Source organism: Gordonia sp. (in: high G+C Gram-positive bacteria) (assembly GCF_049647785.1).
Classification (GTDB): Bacteria; Actinomycetota; Actinomycetes; order Mycobacteriales; family Mycobacteriaceae; genus Gordonia.
Map to the genome: position 1 here is coordinate 21,030 of NZ_JBARYI010000082.1, position 15,922 is coordinate 36,951.

The window sequence follows — 15,922 nt, forward strand, 5'->3', positions numbered from 1 at the left end:
GTCCATGATCTTTGCGAGCCTCCGCCGTGGGCTGCCGGCCCGATTCCTCGTTAGTACCGTGGCCGCGTTCGGGATGTTCATCGCCGTCATTTTGGCCGGGGGCGGCTCAGCTCAAGCCCAGGCACCGCTGCGCATGCCCGATCAAGTCGTCGACACCGCGGGCGTTTTTAGCTCCACCGATCACGACAACATCGTGGCTGCCGTCGACAGCCTCTACGACTCCCGCACCGCCCAGATGTGGGTGGTGTACGTCGATTCCTTCGACGGCATGTCCGCCGAGGACTGGACCCTCAAGACCGAGCAACTGAGCGGCCTCGGTAACGGCGACATCATCTTGGCAGTGGCAACCAAAGACCGCGCCTACCAGTTAACCAGCGCCAAGCCGATCGACGGCCTCACCCAGGCCGAACTGGAGGAAATCGGTACCAACACCTTGGAACCGAAGCTGATCAAGGGGCAGTGGGCGGCATCGGCGGTCGACACCGTCCGTGCCATCGAAGCGGCCGCCGGACCGGAGTCCTCGCAGACTGGCGCGATTGTGGCCGGTGCCGTCGGTGGCGTCGCCGTCATCGGTGGCGGCGCTTACCTCGTCAGCCGACGCCGCAAGCGCAAGGCCGAGTCCGCACATCTGGATGCACTCCGGGAAAGTAGCGATTCCCTCAGCGTCGACCAACTGTCCGAACAGCCCCTCGATGTCTTGCACGCGTGGTCGCGAGAGATCCTCACCGACACCGACAATGCCATCAAGACCAGCGCCGACGAGTTGACCCTCGCCATCGACGAGTTCGGTGAGGCCGAGGCCGCCCCATTCACGTCCGCGATGAACACTGCCCAGCAGGCGCTGTCTGAGTCGTTCGCGCTTCGGCAGCGCCTCGACGATGCGATTCCGGAAACTCCCGACGAACAGCGTTCCATGCTGGTGCAGATCATTACCTCGTGCACGGATGCCGATTCGCTCCTCGACGAGCAGGTCGAAGCGTTCGACACGCTGCGCGATCTGCTGATCAACGCCGACGGTCGGCTCAGCGAGCTCACGCGCCGGGTTGTCGAGATCACCTCGCGGCTCCCCCAGTCCGAAGCGCAGCTCAGCGCCCTTACCGACAAGCACGGCGGGGCGGTTATCGCCTCCATCTCGGGAAACCTCGAATTGGCGCGCGAGCAGATCCACTTCGCCGAGGCCAGCATTGATCAGGGTCGCGAGGCAATCGCCCTCCCCGCCGGTCAGCAGGGACCCGTCGTCGCCGACATCCGGTCGGCCGAGGCGGCGCTGGAGGCTGCGGCCAAACTGCTCGACGCCATCGACTCCGCCGACGCGACCATCTCGCGAGCCCGCGGAGGGCTGGCATCCCTGATCAACGAAGTGACCGCAGAAATCACCGAGGCACTCTCGCTCGGAGATCAAGAACTCAACCACCCGGTCCTCGATGTGGCGACCGTGATCGAGAAGGCGAAGGCCGCGGTGGCAGCCGCGACCGCCGATGGCGAGACCGATCCGCTGAGCACCTTCGCGAAGCTGTCGGACTCCGATGCCGAGCTCGATCAGATCCTCGACTTGGCCCGGAAGGCCAGCGAGGAACGTTCCCGCAAGGCCCAGCTCGTCACCAATGCGTTGGAGACTGCCGAGGCAAAGACCCAAGCGGCAGCGGACTTCATCGACACGCGGCGTGGCGGGATCGGCGCGGAGGCCCGCACGCGCCTCGCGCGGGCCCAGCAGCTGGGTTCGGAGGCCGTCGAACTCGCCGACACCAATCCCGATCAGGCCCTCGAAAAGGCCCGCCTTGCGGCCAAGCACGCCGACGAAGCGCTGATGGCTGCGCAGTCTGACGTGGTGAACTGGCAGGCACAGCAGCAGCGCACCAACTCCAACTTCGGTACGTCCATGGGTAACCCCAATGCGGCCATCCTGACCGGCGTTCTGGTCGACAGCGTGTTGCGCGGTGGTATGCGGGGCGGCAGCTTTGGCGGCGGGGGCTTTGGCGGCGGGGGTCTTGGCAGCGGCCGCGGTCGCGGCTACAGCACCGGCGGTCGGAGCCCCGGATCGTTCGGTGGATCGTCGAGTTCCGGTCGTATCGGGACCGGTGGACGCTTCTAACCGACGTGATCCGCGTCATGTTTTAGCGCTAAATTGCCTGTTCGATAGGCCGTGTCCCATTCATCCCCTTTTTATTTAGGTTATCGAAGTATTAGCGTTACGAACTGTGACCGATGACCTTAACGCCGACCTGGTTTCGGGGCTGCGCCATACCGTGACGCGGCTGTACCTGACACTGCGACGGAACGCCCCCGTCAACACACTCAGTGCCGCCCAGTCCTCCGCGCTCGCCGTCCTGATTGATCACGGACCAATGCGGATGGGCGAACTCGCCGAACGTGAATCCATTCGGATGCCGACCGCCACCGCTCTCGTTGACGGCCTACTTCGCGAAGGTTTGGTGTCCCGCGAACCCGATCCGGCCGACCGCCGGGCGGTGGTCGTCAGTCCCTCCGCCAAAGCCGCCCGGATCGTCGACGAAATTCGCTCCAGCCGCGACGACGTCGTTACCCAGGCCATGGCATCGCTCTCCCCCGACCACCGCGCCGCGCTCGCTGCCGCATTGCCCGCGCTACGCGAACTTCAAACTCGAATGGAACTGTCATGAGCACTGAAAACCACTCCCTGATTGGGGTGTTTAAAGGACAACCTCGGACCGTGTGGGTCACCGCGTTCGCGGCTGTCATCGCCTTCATGGGCATCGGCCTGGTTGACCCAATTCTCAACACCATCCGCATCGCCCTCGGCGCTCCCGAAACCAAGCTGACGCAACTGTTCGGTGTTTACATGGGCGTGCAGGTCTTCGCCATGTTGCTCACCGGGTGGGCCGCCTACAAGTTTGGCCCCAAGCGCACCCTGACCACCGGCCTCGTCTGCATCGTCGTAGCGGCGGGAGTCTCGGCGTTCGCCACCAACATCGACCAGCTGATCGCGCTGCGCGTGATCTGGGGTCTGGGTAACGCCCTCTTCATCGCGACCGCGTTGGCGTTCATCGTCGGACAAGCCACCGGCGGTCAGCAAGGCGCAATCTTGCTGTACGAGGCCGCACTGGGTGTGGGCTTGGCCGTCGGCCCCCTGTTGGGTGCCGTCCTTGGTGAATGGACTTGGCGAGCACCGTTCGCGGGCACCGCTCTCCTGATGCTGGCTGGTGCAATCCTTTGTGCCGCAATGCTTCCCGCTGATGGTCCGCGTTCCGAACGGAAGCCGGTGAAACTTCTCGATCCCATCAAGGCCCTCAAGAACCGCGTCCTGCTCATCAACTCGATCGGCGCGGCCTTCTACACCGGTGCGCTGTTTACCGTCATCGCGTGGTCACCGCTCGCCATGGGCTTGCGGCCAATCTATGCGGGCATCATTTTCTTCGGCTGGGGTCTGCTGACTGCCCTGTCGGGTGTGTTCGTCGGGCCACGACTGGCCGAAGCCATCGGCGAACGCTCCGGCGTGATCGTGGCAATTCTCGCCTACCTGGTCACGATGGCTGTCGCCGCCATCGGAGTGATGGACGATCAGGTCTGGATGATCGGTTTGGCCGTCGTTATTTCGGGCATCCCGTCCGGCGTCCTCAATACCCTGTTCACCGGAGTCGCCATGTCTGCGGCCGACGAGTCCACTCCCCGGTCGGTGGCCAGCGCTGGCTACAGCTTTCTTCGCTGGATGGGTGCCGCAGCGTCGGCCATCATGGTCGCCTACATCGCGCAATGGTTTGGCATGGCCGCCCCCTTCTGGTTCGCTGCGGGCTACTGCGCCATCGCTGTCAGCGCCCTGATCCTCGCTGGCAACGGACCCAAGCTCAACGAGCACGAGGTGCCGGCTGAGGCCGCTCTCGTCGGTGCCGAAGAGTTCTAAAGAATCACCCGCGGCGGCACCTGATTCTTAGGCCCAGATTGTCGATTCAAACCCGCCACCGACCCGCTTCGACTTACCCTCGCCCCAAAGGTAAGCGAGCGTTTAGTCGGGAGTGCTGATGAGTGTCAACGGGACCATTGAGCCAAGGTTCGCCCGGCTACGGGAAGCCTTCGAAGAGGAGCTTTCCACCGGGAATGAACTCGGCGGCGCGATCGCGGTCGATGTCGACGGAGACCTGGTCGTCGACCTGTGGGGCGGGTATCGGGACGCAACCAAGCGCCTCCCGTGGGAGCGGGACACCATCGTCAACGTGTGGTCGACCACGAAAGAAGTCACCGCCCTCGCGGTACTGCTGCTGGTAGATCGCGGATTGATCGACCTCGACGCTCCCGTGGCCCACTATTGGCCCGAGTTCGCCGAGAACGGCAAGGACGCCGTCCTGGTGCGGCACCTGATGTCGCACACCTCCGGAGTGAGCGGTTGGGACCGCCCGTGGGAAGTCGAGGACATGTACGACTGGGACAAGTCCATCGCGCAGTTAGCTCGACAAGCCCCGTGGTGGGAGCCCGGAACCGCGTCCGGCTACCACGCCAACAACCAAGGCCATTTGCTTGGCGAGGTGGTCCGGCGCGTTTCGGGCATGCCGTTGAAGGTGTTTGTTGCCGCGGAGATCGCCGGACCGCTGGGGATTGACCTGCAGATCGGTGCCACCGAGGCCGACGATCACCGCATCGCCGAGATCGTCTTTAAGCCGACTCGGCCCATCGACCCCGACAAGGTCGACATGACATCGATAACCATGCGCACCTTCACCGGACCGATTGCCGACGCCGGCTCGGCCAACACCGCGGCCTGGCGGCGCGCCGACATGGGTGCCCTCAACGGACACACCACGGCCCGGGCCCTCGCCCGGGCACTCTCGGTCATCTCTCGGGGGTCCGTTGATGGAGTGTCGTTGTCCCCCAACACCATTGACCGGATCTTCGAGGAGCAGGCAAGCGGCGTCGATCTGGTGCTCGGGGCCCCGCTGCGCTGGGGTATCGGCTATGGCCTGCCCGAACCCGCGACAATCCCCTACCTGCCGACCGACGAGCGCGTGTGTTTCTGGGGTGGCTGGGGCGGATCGCTCACGGCGATGTTCCCCGATCGCGGAGTCACCATCTCCTACGTGATGAACCGAATGGGTCGCGGCGTCATTGGGTCAGATCGGTCGGAACGCTACTACCGCGCAATCCTTGAAGGTCTTGAAAGCCTCAACCGATAGCGTCCCGGCATAGACTCACAGCATGCCTACCGCGTTAATTACTGGAGCCAGTCGTGGCGTGGGTGCGCAGATCGCACGCGCGCTCGCGCCCACCCACGACCTTCTGCTCGGCGGCCGGGGTTCCGTCGAACTGGATGAACTAGCAATGGAATTGGACGGCGCGGTGACCTTCCCGGTCGACCTCACCGACTACGACGCCGTCGAAGCGGCGATGGAAACCATCGGCCCACTCGACGTCCTGGTGCACAGCGCAGGCGTCGCCAGTAGCTTGGAGGCCGTCGCCGATACCCCCGTCGAGGAGTGGCGGTACCTGATGGATATCAACGTGATTGCCGCGGCCGAACTGACGCGGCTTTTGCTGCCGGGTTTGCGTGCCGCGGGCGGGCACGTCGTCTTTCTCAACTCCGGTGCCGGCATGAATGTCCGCCCCAACTGGACGCCTTACGCGGCAAGTAAGTTCGCGCTGCGAGCGCTCGCTGACGGACTCCGTGCCGAGGAACCCGAACTGCGGGTCACCTCGATTTTCCCCGGCCGCATCGACACCGACATGCAACGGGACATCGTGGCACGCGAAGGGACGCAGTACAACCCGGCGAATTACCTGCGGTCGGAGACTGTCGCGGCCGCTGTTGCCACCGCAGTCAATACTCCAGCCGACGCTCATCCCACCGAGATCGTTCTGCGTCCCCGCGTGTCGCGCAATACCTAGCCGTCGGGCGTCGGAACTACTAGACCTGCTTGAGGTCGGTGGGTGCCCAGACGGCGCGCATGCTCTTGATCTTGCCTTCTTCATTGAAGACCATGATGTCGACGGGCGTGATCTCGAACTTCATGCCGCCGGTGCCGGTGACCAGGGAGAACTCGAAGACGGCGGTATCGCCAGCGATCTTGGTCCACTTAAGGTCCGCGTCGCGGCTGTCGAGATTGGTGATGATGCCGTAGAACTCGATCAGCTCTTCGCGGGTGCCGCGGATCGGTGCGCCGATCGGGTCTTCGACGGTCGCGCCTTCGGCGAACAGATTGGCCATATCCTCGGCTGTTCCGCCGTTGAGGCCATCGATGTACGCCTGGACGGTGGCGGCAATCTTGTCCGACAAACCGGTTTCCTGCTGCTCAGCAGTCATTTCTACTCCCTTAATTGGAACACGTTCTAGGCGTGAGAGTAGCAGCCGTCACACCGACGCGCGATGGCGTGGCACGAAGGCGCAGGTGGCAAGATCGACACCATGTCGATTACCCGGTCGCTCCTGTTGTTCGTGCTTGCCGCGTTCGCCGAGATTGGCGGCGCATGGCTCATCTGGCAGGGAGTACGCGAGCATCGCGGGTGGTTGTGGATCGGTGCCGGCGTTGCCGCGCTCGGCATCTACGGCTTCGTCGCCACCCTGCAGCCGGACGCCAACTTTGCGCGCATCCTGGCAGCGTACGGCGGGATATTTATCGCCGGATCGCTGCTCTGGGGAATGGTGGCCGACGGCTACCGCCCCGACAAGTGGGACGTGACGGGCGCCTTGATCAGCCTCGTTGGAGTGGCCGTCATCATGTACATGCCGCGGGCACTGGACGCCTGACGAGAAATAGGCGAGAAGGGGACTACTTCAGTTCTGCGCTGCTCTTCCCCAGTACGCGACGAGCAATAATCAGCTGCTGAATCTGTTGGGTGCCCTCAAAAATGTCGAGGATCTTGGAGTCGCGTGCCCACTTCTCTAGCAGTTCGGTCTCCGAGAACGCCGCCGTTGCACCGATCTCAACGGTTTTGTTGGTCAATTCGTTCACCATGCGTCCGGCCTTGGCCTTCGACATCGACGCCTCGGCCGAGTTCGGCTCCCGGTTGTCGGCCATCCACGCAGCGCGCAGGGTCAGCAGCCACGACGACTCCCAGTCCGATTCCAATCGGATGAACTCCGATACGGCGGCGTGCTGGGCGGCTGCGGGCTTGTCGTAGTCGACCTCGTGGCCAGCGGCCTCCAGCATGCTGCGGAACTCTTCGAGAGCGGCGCGACCAAGGCCCACAGCCATCGCTGCAACCACGGGACGGGTGTTGTCGAAGGTCTGCATGACCCCGCCAAAACCCTTCTTGACCTCGATATCCGGGGTACCCAACAGGTTTTCTGCAGGTACACGGGCGTTCTCGAACAGCACCACTGCGGTGTCCGACGACTTGAGGCCGAGCTTCTCTTCGAGGCGAGCGACGGTGACGCCCTTGGTGTTCATCGGGACCACAAAACTCTTGATTGCGGCGCGACCGATGTTCTTGTCGAGCGTGGCCCACACGACGACGTGGTCGGCACGACTACCGGCGGTCACGAAGATCTTTTCACCGCTGATGACGTACTCGTCGCCGTCGAGGGTGGCGGTGGTGGTGACCGCAGCCGAGTCGGAACCGAAGCTCGGCTCGGTGATCGCCATAGCAGCCCAAACATCGGCGAAGCGCTCGAGCTGCTCGTCGTTGGCGACGGCGGCGATCGCTGCATTGCCCAAACCCTGGAAGGGGATCGACAGCATGAGGCCGACGTCGCCCCAGCTCAGCTCGCGTGCGTTGAGCACCGAGCGCAGGTTGGCTCCGTTGACGGTGTCTTCCCCGCTTGCGGCTCTCTTGTCGGTATCGCGGTCGCCCTTGCGGGATTCCTTGGCAATCTTGCCGAGCTCGTCGAGCTCGGTGGGGTATTCGTGCTCGGCTTTGTCGTACTTGCGGGAGATGGGTCGGAAGATGTGTTCGGCAGCCAGGTGGGCGCGCTCGACCGTGGAATCCAACTTCTCCGGGAGCTCAAGGTTGATAGCCATGTCGGCCACCTTACTACTGAGTAAGTTAAGTTGCCAAGCTCCAGTTTCTACGGTTCACAGCTTTGCTTCGAGGCCATTCGCACGCTCGACTATGGTCGATGGCGATGAATACCCCGGCATCCTCCCGCGCCCCGATCTTCCCTCCGGCCTCCACCGAGCCGCCCAGATCACTCGTTTCGAATGGCCGCTACAACTTCGGCACCTACAACCGGTCCATACCCGAGATCAATTCGCTCGACGCCGCCGGTTCCGGACCGCTGGCCTTCGCCCGCCGCGCAGCCCGCAACACCGCGCTCAAGGAGTGGGAAGCCTTCCAACTCGGCGACGACAACTGGTTCGTTCTCGGTGCGGTCTATAACGCGAAAAGCCTTGGGCTGCTTCAGGTTCTCGCCGTCAACAAGCACGACGCGACCATCACCCGATGGGAGAGCAAGCTGCCGTCGCCGATGCTCAGCGTCGCGCGGGGACTCGACGACACGGTCTCGCACGGCGAGTTCGGCGGCGTCAAGATCGAGATCGGCAACAACCTGCCCGACGGCGTCTTGACCGTCGACGCCGAGGCCCGCGGCACGGCACGCCGCCCGGAAATGGGTTTGCACGTGACCGGCGACTGCTCCGCCGACAACGCTGGCCACCTGGTCGTGGTGCACCCGTTTGCCAAGAACAAGGCGCTGTACTCGCACAAAGCGATGATGCCCGCGTCGGGTTCGCTCATCATCGACGACAATCGAGTTGGCCTCACCGACGACCGCGGCTACCTCATCCTCGATGACCACCACGGCGACTACCCGCGCCCCATGAAATACGACTGGGTCACCGGAATCCGCCGCAACGATGCCGGTCAGGTCGAAGGTTTCAACCTGACCCACAACCAGATGCTCGATCCTGGCGTCTACAACGAGAACGCCATCTGGATCGGCAACCGGGTGCACCGCTTGCCGGAAATCACGGTGACGCGGCCCGACGGCCCATGGGGCAAGTGGTTTATCCGTGACACGGCCGGTGCCGTCGATGTCACCTTCACGCCGACCGTGCAGTCGACAATGCACGTCGGCCCGCGCAAGGTGCTCGCCGAGTACTACGCGCCTTACGGCTGGTACGAAGGCAACATCCACGCCGAAGACGCGACGTTAAACGTCGACGGCTTCTTCGGCGTGGGGGAGCAGAAGCGGATCACGGTGTAGATCGCGGCGCCCCGACCTGCCGCTCTGCCCTGCTGTCCCGCCCGCCCGCGCATCGAGGAGCCCGTCATCGACCGGGGCATTGTGGCTACAGACGAATAGAAGGCGACCCCGGTCGTTGAGGGCGATTAACAACGTCCGGGGTCCTTCAACTACCAAACACCGACACTAAGAGCCGTGTGAACCCTAGTCTCGGGCGGCTAAGGAACAACACCACAGCGCGCAGCACATTGCGCTCTCCTTAATGCCTATCGGAGCGATGGCGGACGAACACTAATCCACGGCGTAAGTTGCCCTAACGTCGCGGCATCACATTTGTGCGCCGCCATATATCGATAGGAAACTTGTACACGATCGCTTATTAGCGATTTTCGATCTTCACTGCTCAAATCTGATGGATCCGCTACCGCAAGAGTGAGGAAGTTGCGGCCAGCTAATTCCATCCTGCTGCAATATCCAACCACGATCATTCTGCCGACTGGAGGCGTTCCCGCAGACGCCTGGTCAACAATAACTTTGAGGCCGCCCTCGTTCTCGGGAGCTAGCGTGTTGTCCACTGCGGGAGTTCCAAGAGTTCGCTTCGCCTCATCAATCGAACGCCCGATCAGGTCAACAAGATTGACGAGTTCCCATCCCTCGTATTTATCCCCGATTCGCGTCCCAGTCTGCGACTCTTCGCTTGTACTGTGGGAAATAATTCCCATGAGTCTACCAAACACTGTGATCAGTAGAATATATACGAATACCAGCGCAACCACAGTCAGTCCAATCACCCGGACTCGCCTAGTTAGCCGAGAAACATTTGATTGTTGGCTACGTGTGTCGTCAGTCATTCTCATCCCCTCCATTCCAAGTTTGACCCGACTGGTCCGCGGACGGGAATTACGCTGGCAGTAGGAACCCACTGATATGCGGCGTATCTCGAATAGTTTCCCTCACGTTCGGAGACCACATCATAGGTCCACAATTCCCAAACCTGGTAATATGGGAGGATATTCGAGTCTGGAGTACAACATGCTGCTCGGCAAGGTCTCTTCGGATGAAGGCGAGCTGAACAAGCTTCGCCACAATGAAGAATACAAAGCGCTCTTCAAAAAGGGCAGTGATGGAAATTGGACATTGAAGCCCTATGAGGACCTTTCTCCCGCGGCCAAGAAGACTTTGCCGAATAAGGTTCGAAACTTGTATCCCGATAACTACCTGGCAGACATTGAGGCGAAGAGCCGAAAGGGTAAGATCCCAAATTGGGATGACAATCAATAGAATTGGACGCTGATGATACCAGTGCGATACTTGAAAATTATCCTGAGTACCCTATCTGCCCTTCTGGTATCGGTGATGTTGGCGTCATGTGGGAATCAGACGCCAGTTGGTCCTGGTCAGTCGGCCGCCGGTGGAAATCATACAAGGGCGATGAGCTTTGTGTGGGATGATTCGTCAATTCTTCCACTTGGATCTGCAGAGTCAACGTTTACCAGAGCGTTCTTCGAGTCGTCATCTCGAATTATGTTTCCCGTGTCACAGGAGGTGGCGACTTATCCGGGATTTGAGGCGGCCACTGATAACTCGTTCTCATCGGATAGATCGCAGAATGGTCCCCGGATTATGTTGCGGCCAGTCTCCGATACGGGCTTCTCTGGGACGATCTACTTCAAGGTCATCTCTTATGTATCGGAGCAGACGTCGGGACGTGTTGGTGTTTGCCTGCTCGCACAAGGGCTGGGGCAACGCAAGAATGACGCGTTCGCCCGCAACTTTGAACGTGGTGGCGTCCCGTATGAGTTGACTTTTAACCGGGAAGGCCAGACGCCTCAGGTGGATGTAACTGGTGTTGAGAATAGTCCGCTGCGAAACTTCTTTGGAGGATGGCGAGCGATCGACCTTAGAATGAGCGTTTCAAATTCTCACGAGGGAGAGCGCTGTGAATCTGAATACATCGCTCCAGGAATCGACCCGATGGCCGATGATTCTGGCGTGACCTATCAAACTGCTGCCCCGAAAGTTGTGATGCCGTTTCCGGGTTGGCCTCGGGTTTGAACTTGGGTGAATAATTCGGATTAGAACCCCGGGGTCCCCGAGGGCCACCTCGAGACGTGCCGCGATCCTGTTGATTATCGACCCACCAGGACATCGAACTCAGTGAACTCAACTGCGGTCCAACCCAACTCTGTGAACAACAGCGAGCAGCCTGAGAGAGCCACCCATCCGGTTGCACGGCACCCAGGCGCCGCAGCAATTCCTTGCGAGATTAGGGACGGGTAAATCTAACAGCCGCTCCCCTACGGGACGACGTTGACCATTTTGCCGGGGACGAAGATGACCTTCCGGGGCTCGCCGTCGAGTAGGGCGGCGACCTTCTCCTCGGCCAAGGCCGCAGCTACGACCGTCGCCTCGTCGGCGTCGGCAGCAACGGTCAGGCGAGCGCGAACCTTACCCTTGACCTGCACCGGAATCTCGATCGTGTCCTCGACCAGCCAACGCTCGTCGACCTCCGGGAACGGCCCGTGCGCCAGGGAACCCTCGCCGCCGAGACGGCTCCACAGTTCCTCCGCGATGTGCGGGGCCAGGGGAGCGAGCATCAGAATCAACTGCCGTACCGTCTCGCGGGGAGCGCCCTGCGGGTAATTCTTCGTCAGGAAGTTGGTCAGCTCAATGAGCTTGGTACCTGCGGTGTTGGTCCGGAGATTCGCCAGATCGTCGCGGACGCCAGCGATGGCCTTGTGCAGGGCCTTGTTCGCGGCGTCGGACGGTGCCTCATCGGTGACTCGGACGCCGCCGGTCTCTTCGTCGACCACCAAACGCCAGACGCGCTGCAAAAAGCGTTGCGCACCGACGACATCCTTCGTCGCCCACGGGCGTGACTGATCCAGCGGGCCCATCGACATTTCGTAAACACGCAGCGTATCGGCACCGTAGTCCCGGCAAATGTCGTCGGGAGCGACGGAATTCTTGAGCGACTTGCCCATCTTTCCGTACTCCTGCGACACCTCCTGGTCCTGGTACCAGAACTTGCCATCACGCTCGACGACCTCTTCGGCAGGCACGTAGACGCCGCGCGAATCGGTGTAAGCGTAGGCCTGGATCATGCCCTGGTTAAACAGGCGACGGTACGGTTCGCTGCTGGTGACATAGCCGAGGTCAAACAGGACCTTGTGCCAGAAACGCGAGTACAGCAGGTGCAACACGGCGTGCTCGACGCCGCCGATGTACAGGTCGAGGCCGCCGGGGTCGTTCGCGCCGTGAAGCTCGGGGCGCGGTCCCATCCAGTACGCCTCGTTTTCCTTGGCGCACAGGGTTTCTTCGTTCGTCGGATCGATGTAGCGAAGCTGGTACCAGGAGCTACCTGCCCACTGCGGCATCACGTTGGTGTCGCGGGTATAGGTCTGCAGACCGTTGCCCAGGTCGAGCTCGACGTTCACCCAGTCCGTTGCCTTCGCCAGCGGGGGAGAAGGCTCACTGTCGGCGTCGTCCGGGTCGAAGGCGACGGGCTGGTAGTCGGCGACCTCGGGGAGGGCGACGGGCAGCATCGACTCGGGCAGCGCGTGCGGCGCACCGGAGGCGTCGTACACGATCGGGAACGGCTCGCCCCAGTACCGCTGACGGGCGAAGAGCCAGTCGCGGAGCTTGAACTGCACCGTTCCGGTACCGCTGCCGTCCGCCTCGAGGCGTTCGATCATCGCGGCCTTGGCCTCTTCGACGGCGAGGCCGTTGAGGAAGTCGGAGTTGATCAGCGGGCCGTCGCCGGTGAAAGCGGCTTCGGCGATGCCCTCGTCGGAGCCGATGACCTCGATGAGCGGCAGGCCGAACGAGGTGGCGAACTCGTAGTCGCGGGTGTCGTGGGCGGGCACGGCCATGATGGCACCGGTGCCGTAGCCGATGAGCACGTAGTCGGCAATGAACACCGGGACGGGCTGGCCGTTCACCGGGTTGGTCGCGTAGGCACCGGTGAAGACACCGGTCTTTTCCTTATTTTCCTGGCGTTCCAGGTCGCTCTTGGCGGCAATCCCGGCGCGGTAGGCGGCGACGGCTTCCACCGGCGTGGCGGCTCCGCCGGTCCAGCGCTCATCGACGCCTTCGGGCCAGGCCGCGGCGACGATCTCATCAACCAGATCGTGCTCGGGAGCCAGGACCATGTAGCTGGCACCAAACAGGGTGTCGGGTCGGGTGGTGAAGACCTCAATCGGGTCGCTGGCCATACCGCCGTCGACGCCGGGAACCGGGAACTTCACCTGCGCACCGCGCGAGCGCCCAATCCAGTTGCGCTGCATGGTCTTGACCTTCTCGGGCCAATCCAGCAGTTCCAGATCGTCAAGCAGACGGTCTGAGTAGGCGGTAATCCGCATCATCCACTGCCGCAGGTTCTTACGGAACACGGGGAAGTTGCCGCGCTCGCTACGACCATCGGCCGTAACTTCCTCATTGGCCAGCACGGTGCCCAGACCGGGGCACCAGTTGACGAGTGAATTGCTCAGGTACACGAGGCGGTAGTCGTCGAGCACGCCGCGGCGCTCGGCAGCGCTCAGCGCCACCCAGTCACGACCGTCTTCGAGTTCGCGCGTGCCCGCTTCCAACTCTTCAATCAACTCGTCGATCGGGCGGGCCTTGCCCTGCTCGACGTCGAACCACGAGTTGTAGATCTGCAGGAAGATCCACTGCGTCCACCGGTAGAACTCGATATCCGTGGTCGCCACGCGGCGACGTTCGTCGTGTCCCAAACCAAGTCGCCGGATCTGCTCCAGGTAGCGCTCAATGTTGGCTTCGGTGGTGGTCCGGGGATGGGTGCCCGTCTGGACGGCGTACTGCTCGGCGGGCAGGCCGAACGAGTCGAACCCCATCGTGTGCAGGACGTTCTTGCCGATCATCCGCTGATAGCGGGCAAACACGTCGCTCGCGATAAAGCCGAGCGGGTGCCCAACATGGAGACCGGCACCCGACGGGTACGGGAACATGTCCTGCACAAACAACTTGTCTTCTGCGTCTGCCTGCGGACCCGAGAAACCGGTAAAGTCGCCAGCGAGGGGACCGACCGGATTCGGCGCGGAGAACGTTTCATTCTGCGTCCAGAACTCCTGCCAGCGCGCCTCAAGCTCGCCAGCGGTCGCCGCGGTGTAGCGATGGGCAGCCGGATCGGATCCAGAAGGATCGGTCCCGGCGTTCGTCGAATCAACAGAAGTCACTCAACCAGCGTAAATCGTTTACTCGTACCACCCAAAAACCGACCGGGGCCAGAAACCGTTTCGACCTACCGCAATGGGCGTCGTACCATGGCTTTCATGTCTATCGTCTCGGCCGTCGTTGCAGTTCTCACACTCGTGCTCGCCGCGGTGTGGCTCGGTGTCGGAGTTGCCGGTCTGGCCGGGGCGTTGCGTCGCAACCGCTGGGTCGGCGTTCGTTCTGCCGAGACCCTGCGATCGGAAGAGACCTTCGCAGTGGCCAACAAGGTCGCCGCCCCCGGCTTCCTCGGTGCCGCCGCCATCCTCGCCGTCACCGGCGGTATTGCGCTGGCCATCGGGTCGTGGGGAGTGCTGGTCGCGGTGTTCGGCGTCGTCGTCGCCGTCGGCGTGGTGTCGGTCGTAGGCGGAATGGCCTTGCAGGCAGCCAAGGCGGTGCCCGAACCAGCAGGTTGCGGCACCGACGGTGGCTGCTGCTCGCCGGCACCCGCCGGGGATGCGGCCGGCCACGACGAAGCCGCCGCCGCTGCCGACTGCGGCGAGTCCAGCTGCGGCTCGTGCGCCCTGAGCGGCATGTGCCTGTCGTCCGACGACGAGCCGGGCCACGCACCCGCGCAGCACGCGTCTTAGTCGCCGCCATGCGCAAAATTCTCGATCGGTCACCGATCGACGGCTTCGTGCTGTCGATCCTGCTGGCGGTCGTCGTGGCGGCTATCTTCCCTGCCAAAGGCTCCTTTGCCGACATTATGGACTGGGTCGTCGTCGGCCTGATCGCCCTGCTCTTCTTCCTGTACGGTGCCCGTCTGCACCCGCGCGAAGCCCTCGAAGGACTCACGCACTGGCGGCTGCATCTGACGATCTTGGCGTTCACATTTATCGCTTTCCCGCTGGTCGGGCTGGTTTTGAAGCCCGCATTGACGCCCATCATTGGCGAACAGTTGGCTGCGGGCATGCTGTATCTGACGCTGGTTCCATCGACGGTCCAGTCGTCGATCGCCTTCACCTCGATAGCCCGCGGCAACGTGCCGGGCGCCATTGTCAGCGCCTCCGCGTCCAACCTGATCGGGGTTTTCCTCACGCCGGTGCTGGTGGTTTTGCTGATGGGGTCGGAGGCCGGGGTGCACATCACCGGATCGTCGGTCCTGAAGATTGTGCTCGAGATTTTGGTGCCGTTCATCGTCGGACAGTTGTGCCGCCCGCTGATCTCCGGATTCCTGTCGAAGTACGCCGCCCCAACAAAGTACGTGGACCGCAGTTCTATCGTAGTGGTCGTCTACGTCGCGTTCAGTGCAGGCGTGGTCTCCGGGATGTGGTCCATCGTCAGCGCGTGGGATGTAGTGCTGGTCGGGGTGATCTCCACGGCAGTCGTCATCGGCATGCTGGCGTTGACTCAGTGGGTACCGCAGCGGTGGGGATTCAATCGTGCCGACGTGATCGCCATTCAGTTCTGCGGTAGTAAGAAGTCCCTCGCGACCGGGCTTCCGCTCGCATCGGTGATGTTTGCTGCCTCCACGGTGGGCTTCATTGTGCTGCCGCTGATGATCTTCCATCAGATCCAATTGATCCTGTGCTCCATGCTCGCCAGCCGTTACGAGAAGCGGGCCATCGCCGACGGCATCACCTAAGGCCGGACCGAGCCGCCTGATTC

15 protein-coding genes are annotated in these 15,922 nt (G+C 62.4%); 11 read left to right on the forward strand and 4 right to left on the reverse strand.

Annotated elements, in window-relative coordinates; all coding sequences use genetic code 11:
• Positions 1-4 precede the first annotated feature (4 nt).
• The 5 genes from WBA38_RS14085 to WBA38_RS14105 all read left to right on the forward strand — a co-directional run bounded on the left by WBA38_RS14085 (position 5) and on the right by WBA38_RS14105 (position 5,850).
• Positions 5-2,092, forward strand: a complete 2,088-nt coding sequence (locus tag WBA38_RS14085) for a TPM domain-containing protein (protein WP_424322964.1) — start codon at positions 5-7, stop codon at positions 2,090-2,092.
• A 106-nt stretch (positions 2,093-2,198) separates the two neighbouring features.
• Entirely contained in the window at positions 2,199-2,639 is a 441-nt protein-coding gene (locus tag WBA38_RS14090; protein WP_424295935.1) for a MarR family winged helix-turn-helix transcriptional regulator, read from the forward strand.
• The gene (locus WBA38_RS14095) at positions 2,636-3,877 is read left to right on the forward strand and encodes an MFS transporter (RefSeq protein ID WP_424322965.1); all 1,242 of its coding nucleotides are present in this window, start codon (positions 2,636-2,638) and stop codon (positions 3,875-3,877) included. Before WBA38_RS14090 ends, WBA38_RS14095 begins: the two co-directional genes overlap by 4 nt.
• A 118-nt stretch (positions 3,878-3,995) precedes the next feature.
• Entirely contained in the window at positions 3,996-5,141 is a 1,146-nt protein-coding gene (locus WBA38_RS14100) for a serine hydrolase domain-containing protein (protein ID WP_424322966.1), read from the forward strand.
• Between the two features lie 22 nt (positions 5,142-5,163).
• A complete protein-coding gene (locus WBA38_RS14105; RefSeq protein WP_424297181.1) occupies positions 5,164-5,850 on the forward strand; it encodes an SDR family oxidoreductase in 687 nt (228 codons plus the stop codon).
• Between the two features lie 19 nt (positions 5,851-5,869).
• Here the strand turns inward: WBA38_RS14105 and WBA38_RS14110 are convergent, their stop codons facing one another.
• Positions 5,870-6,265: a nuclear transport factor 2 family protein gene (locus WBA38_RS14110; RefSeq protein ID WP_424297183.1), complete on the reverse strand. Its 396-nt coding sequence runs from the start codon at positions 6,263-6,265 to the stop codon at positions 5,870-5,872.
• Between the two features lie 102 nt (positions 6,266-6,367).
• Between WBA38_RS14110 and WBA38_RS14115 the strand changes: the two genes are divergently transcribed.
• Complete coding sequence (locus WBA38_RS14115) at positions 6,368-6,709, forward strand: YnfA family protein (protein WP_424297187.1); 342 nt, start codon at positions 6,368-6,370, stop codon at positions 6,707-6,709.
• A 22-nt stretch (positions 6,710-6,731) separates the two neighbouring features.
• Here WBA38_RS14115 and WBA38_RS14120 read toward each other — a convergent pair whose 3' ends face one another.
• On the reverse strand, positions 6,732-7,922 hold the full coding sequence (locus tag WBA38_RS14120) for an acyl-CoA dehydrogenase family protein (RefSeq protein ID WP_424322967.1): 1,191 nt from the start codon (positions 7,920-7,922) through the stop codon (positions 6,732-6,734).
• 104 nt (positions 7,923-8,026) lie between these two features.
• Here WBA38_RS14120 and WBA38_RS14125 point away from each other — a divergent pair, with 104 nt between their 5' ends.
• Entirely contained in the window at positions 8,027-9,106 is a 1,080-nt protein-coding gene (locus WBA38_RS14125) for a DUF2804 family protein (protein ID WP_424297404.1), read from the forward strand.
• Between the two features lie 245 nt (positions 9,107-9,351).
• On the opposite strand, the gene WBA38_RS14130 is transcribed toward WBA38_RS14125, so the two are convergent.
• Positions 9,352-9,936: a hypothetical protein gene (locus tag WBA38_RS14130; RefSeq protein WP_424322968.1), complete on the reverse strand. Its 585-nt coding sequence runs from the start codon at positions 9,934-9,936 to the stop codon at positions 9,352-9,354.
• A 181-nt stretch (positions 9,937-10,117) separates the two neighbouring features.
• Between WBA38_RS14130 and WBA38_RS14135 the strand changes: the two genes are divergently transcribed.
• Together WBA38_RS14135 and WBA38_RS14140 are read left to right on the forward strand one after the other, a co-directional pair.
• Complete coding sequence (locus WBA38_RS14135) at positions 10,118-10,366, forward strand: hypothetical protein (protein WP_424322969.1); 249 nt, start codon at positions 10,118-10,120, stop codon at positions 10,364-10,366.
• Between the two features lie 150 nt (positions 10,367-10,516).
• Positions 10,517-11,140 (forward strand): hypothetical protein, encoded by a 624-nt coding sequence (locus tag WBA38_RS14140; protein ID WP_424322970.1) that lies wholly within the window; start codon positions 10,517-10,519, stop codon positions 11,138-11,140.
• Positions 11,141-11,382: 242 nt separating this feature from the next.
• Here WBA38_RS14140 and leuS read toward each other — a convergent pair whose 3' ends face one another.
• Positions 11,383-14,280 (reverse strand): leucine--tRNA ligase, encoded by a 2,898-nt coding sequence (gene leuS / locus WBA38_RS14145; RefSeq protein WP_424322971.1) that lies wholly within the window; start codon positions 14,278-14,280, stop codon positions 11,383-11,385.
• Between the two features lie 96 nt (positions 14,281-14,376).
• On the opposite strand from leuS, the gene WBA38_RS14150 reads away from it, so the two are divergent.
• Entirely contained in the window at positions 14,377-14,904 is a 528-nt protein-coding gene (locus WBA38_RS14150; RefSeq protein ID WP_424322972.1) for an SdpI family protein, read from the forward strand.
• A gap of 8 nt (positions 14,905-14,912) precedes the next feature.
• A complete protein-coding gene (locus WBA38_RS14155; RefSeq protein WP_424293814.1) occupies positions 14,913-15,899 on the forward strand; it encodes a bile acid:sodium symporter family protein in 987 nt (328 codons plus the stop codon).
• Positions 15,900-15,922 lie beyond the last annotated feature (23 nt).

Excerpts from the sequence above, each read along its gene's own strand:
- WBA38_RS14095 (WP_424322965.1), top strand. The coding sequence starts at position 2,636 with ATGAGCACTGAAAACCACTCCCTGATTGGGGTGTTTAAAGGACAACCT.
- WBA38_RS14100 (WP_424322966.1), top strand. The coding sequence starts at position 3,996 with ATGAGTGTCAACGGGACCATTGAGCCAAGGTTCGCCCGGCTACGGGAA.
- WBA38_RS14140 (WP_424322970.1), top strand. The coding sequence starts at position 10,517 with ATGAGCTTTGTGTGGGATGATTCGTCAATTCTTCCACTTGGATCTGCA.
- WBA38_RS14105 (WP_424297181.1), top strand. The coding sequence starts at position 5,164 with ATGCCTACCGCGTTAATTACTGGAGCCAGTCGTGGCGTGGGTGCGCAG.
- WBA38_RS14150 (WP_424322972.1), top strand. The coding sequence starts at position 14,377 with ATGTCTATCGTCTCGGCCGTCGTTGCAGTTCTCACACTCGTGCTCGCC.
- WBA38_RS14085 (WP_424322964.1), top strand. The coding sequence starts at position 5 with ATGATCTTTGCGAGCCTCCGCCGTGGGCTGCCGGCCCGATTCCTCGTT.
- WBA38_RS14115 (WP_424297187.1), top strand. The coding sequence starts at position 6,368 with ATGTCGATTACCCGGTCGCTCCTGTTGTTCGTGCTTGCCGCGTTCGCC.
- WBA38_RS14110 (WP_424297183.1), bottom strand. The coding sequence starts at position 6,265 with ATGACTGCTGAGCAGCAGGAAACCGGTTTGTCGGACAAGATTGCCGCC.
- WBA38_RS14135 (WP_424322969.1), top strand. The coding sequence starts at position 10,118 with ATGCTGCTCGGCAAGGTCTCTTCGGATGAAGGCGAGCTGAACAAGCTT.
- WBA38_RS14155 (WP_424293814.1), top strand. The coding sequence starts at position 14,913 with ATGCGCAAAATTCTCGATCGGTCACCGATCGACGGCTTCGTGCTGTCG.
- WBA38_RS14125 (WP_424297404.1), top strand. The coding sequence starts at position 8,027 with ATGAATACCCCGGCATCCTCCCGCGCCCCGATCTTCCCTCCGGCCTCC.
- WBA38_RS14130 (WP_424322968.1), bottom strand. The coding sequence starts at position 9,936 with ATGACTGACGACACACGTAGCCAACAATCAAATGTTTCTCGGCTAACT.
- WBA38_RS14120 (WP_424322967.1), bottom strand. The coding sequence starts at position 7,922 with ATGGCTATCAACCTTGAGCTCCCGGAGAAGTTGGATTCCACGGTCGAG.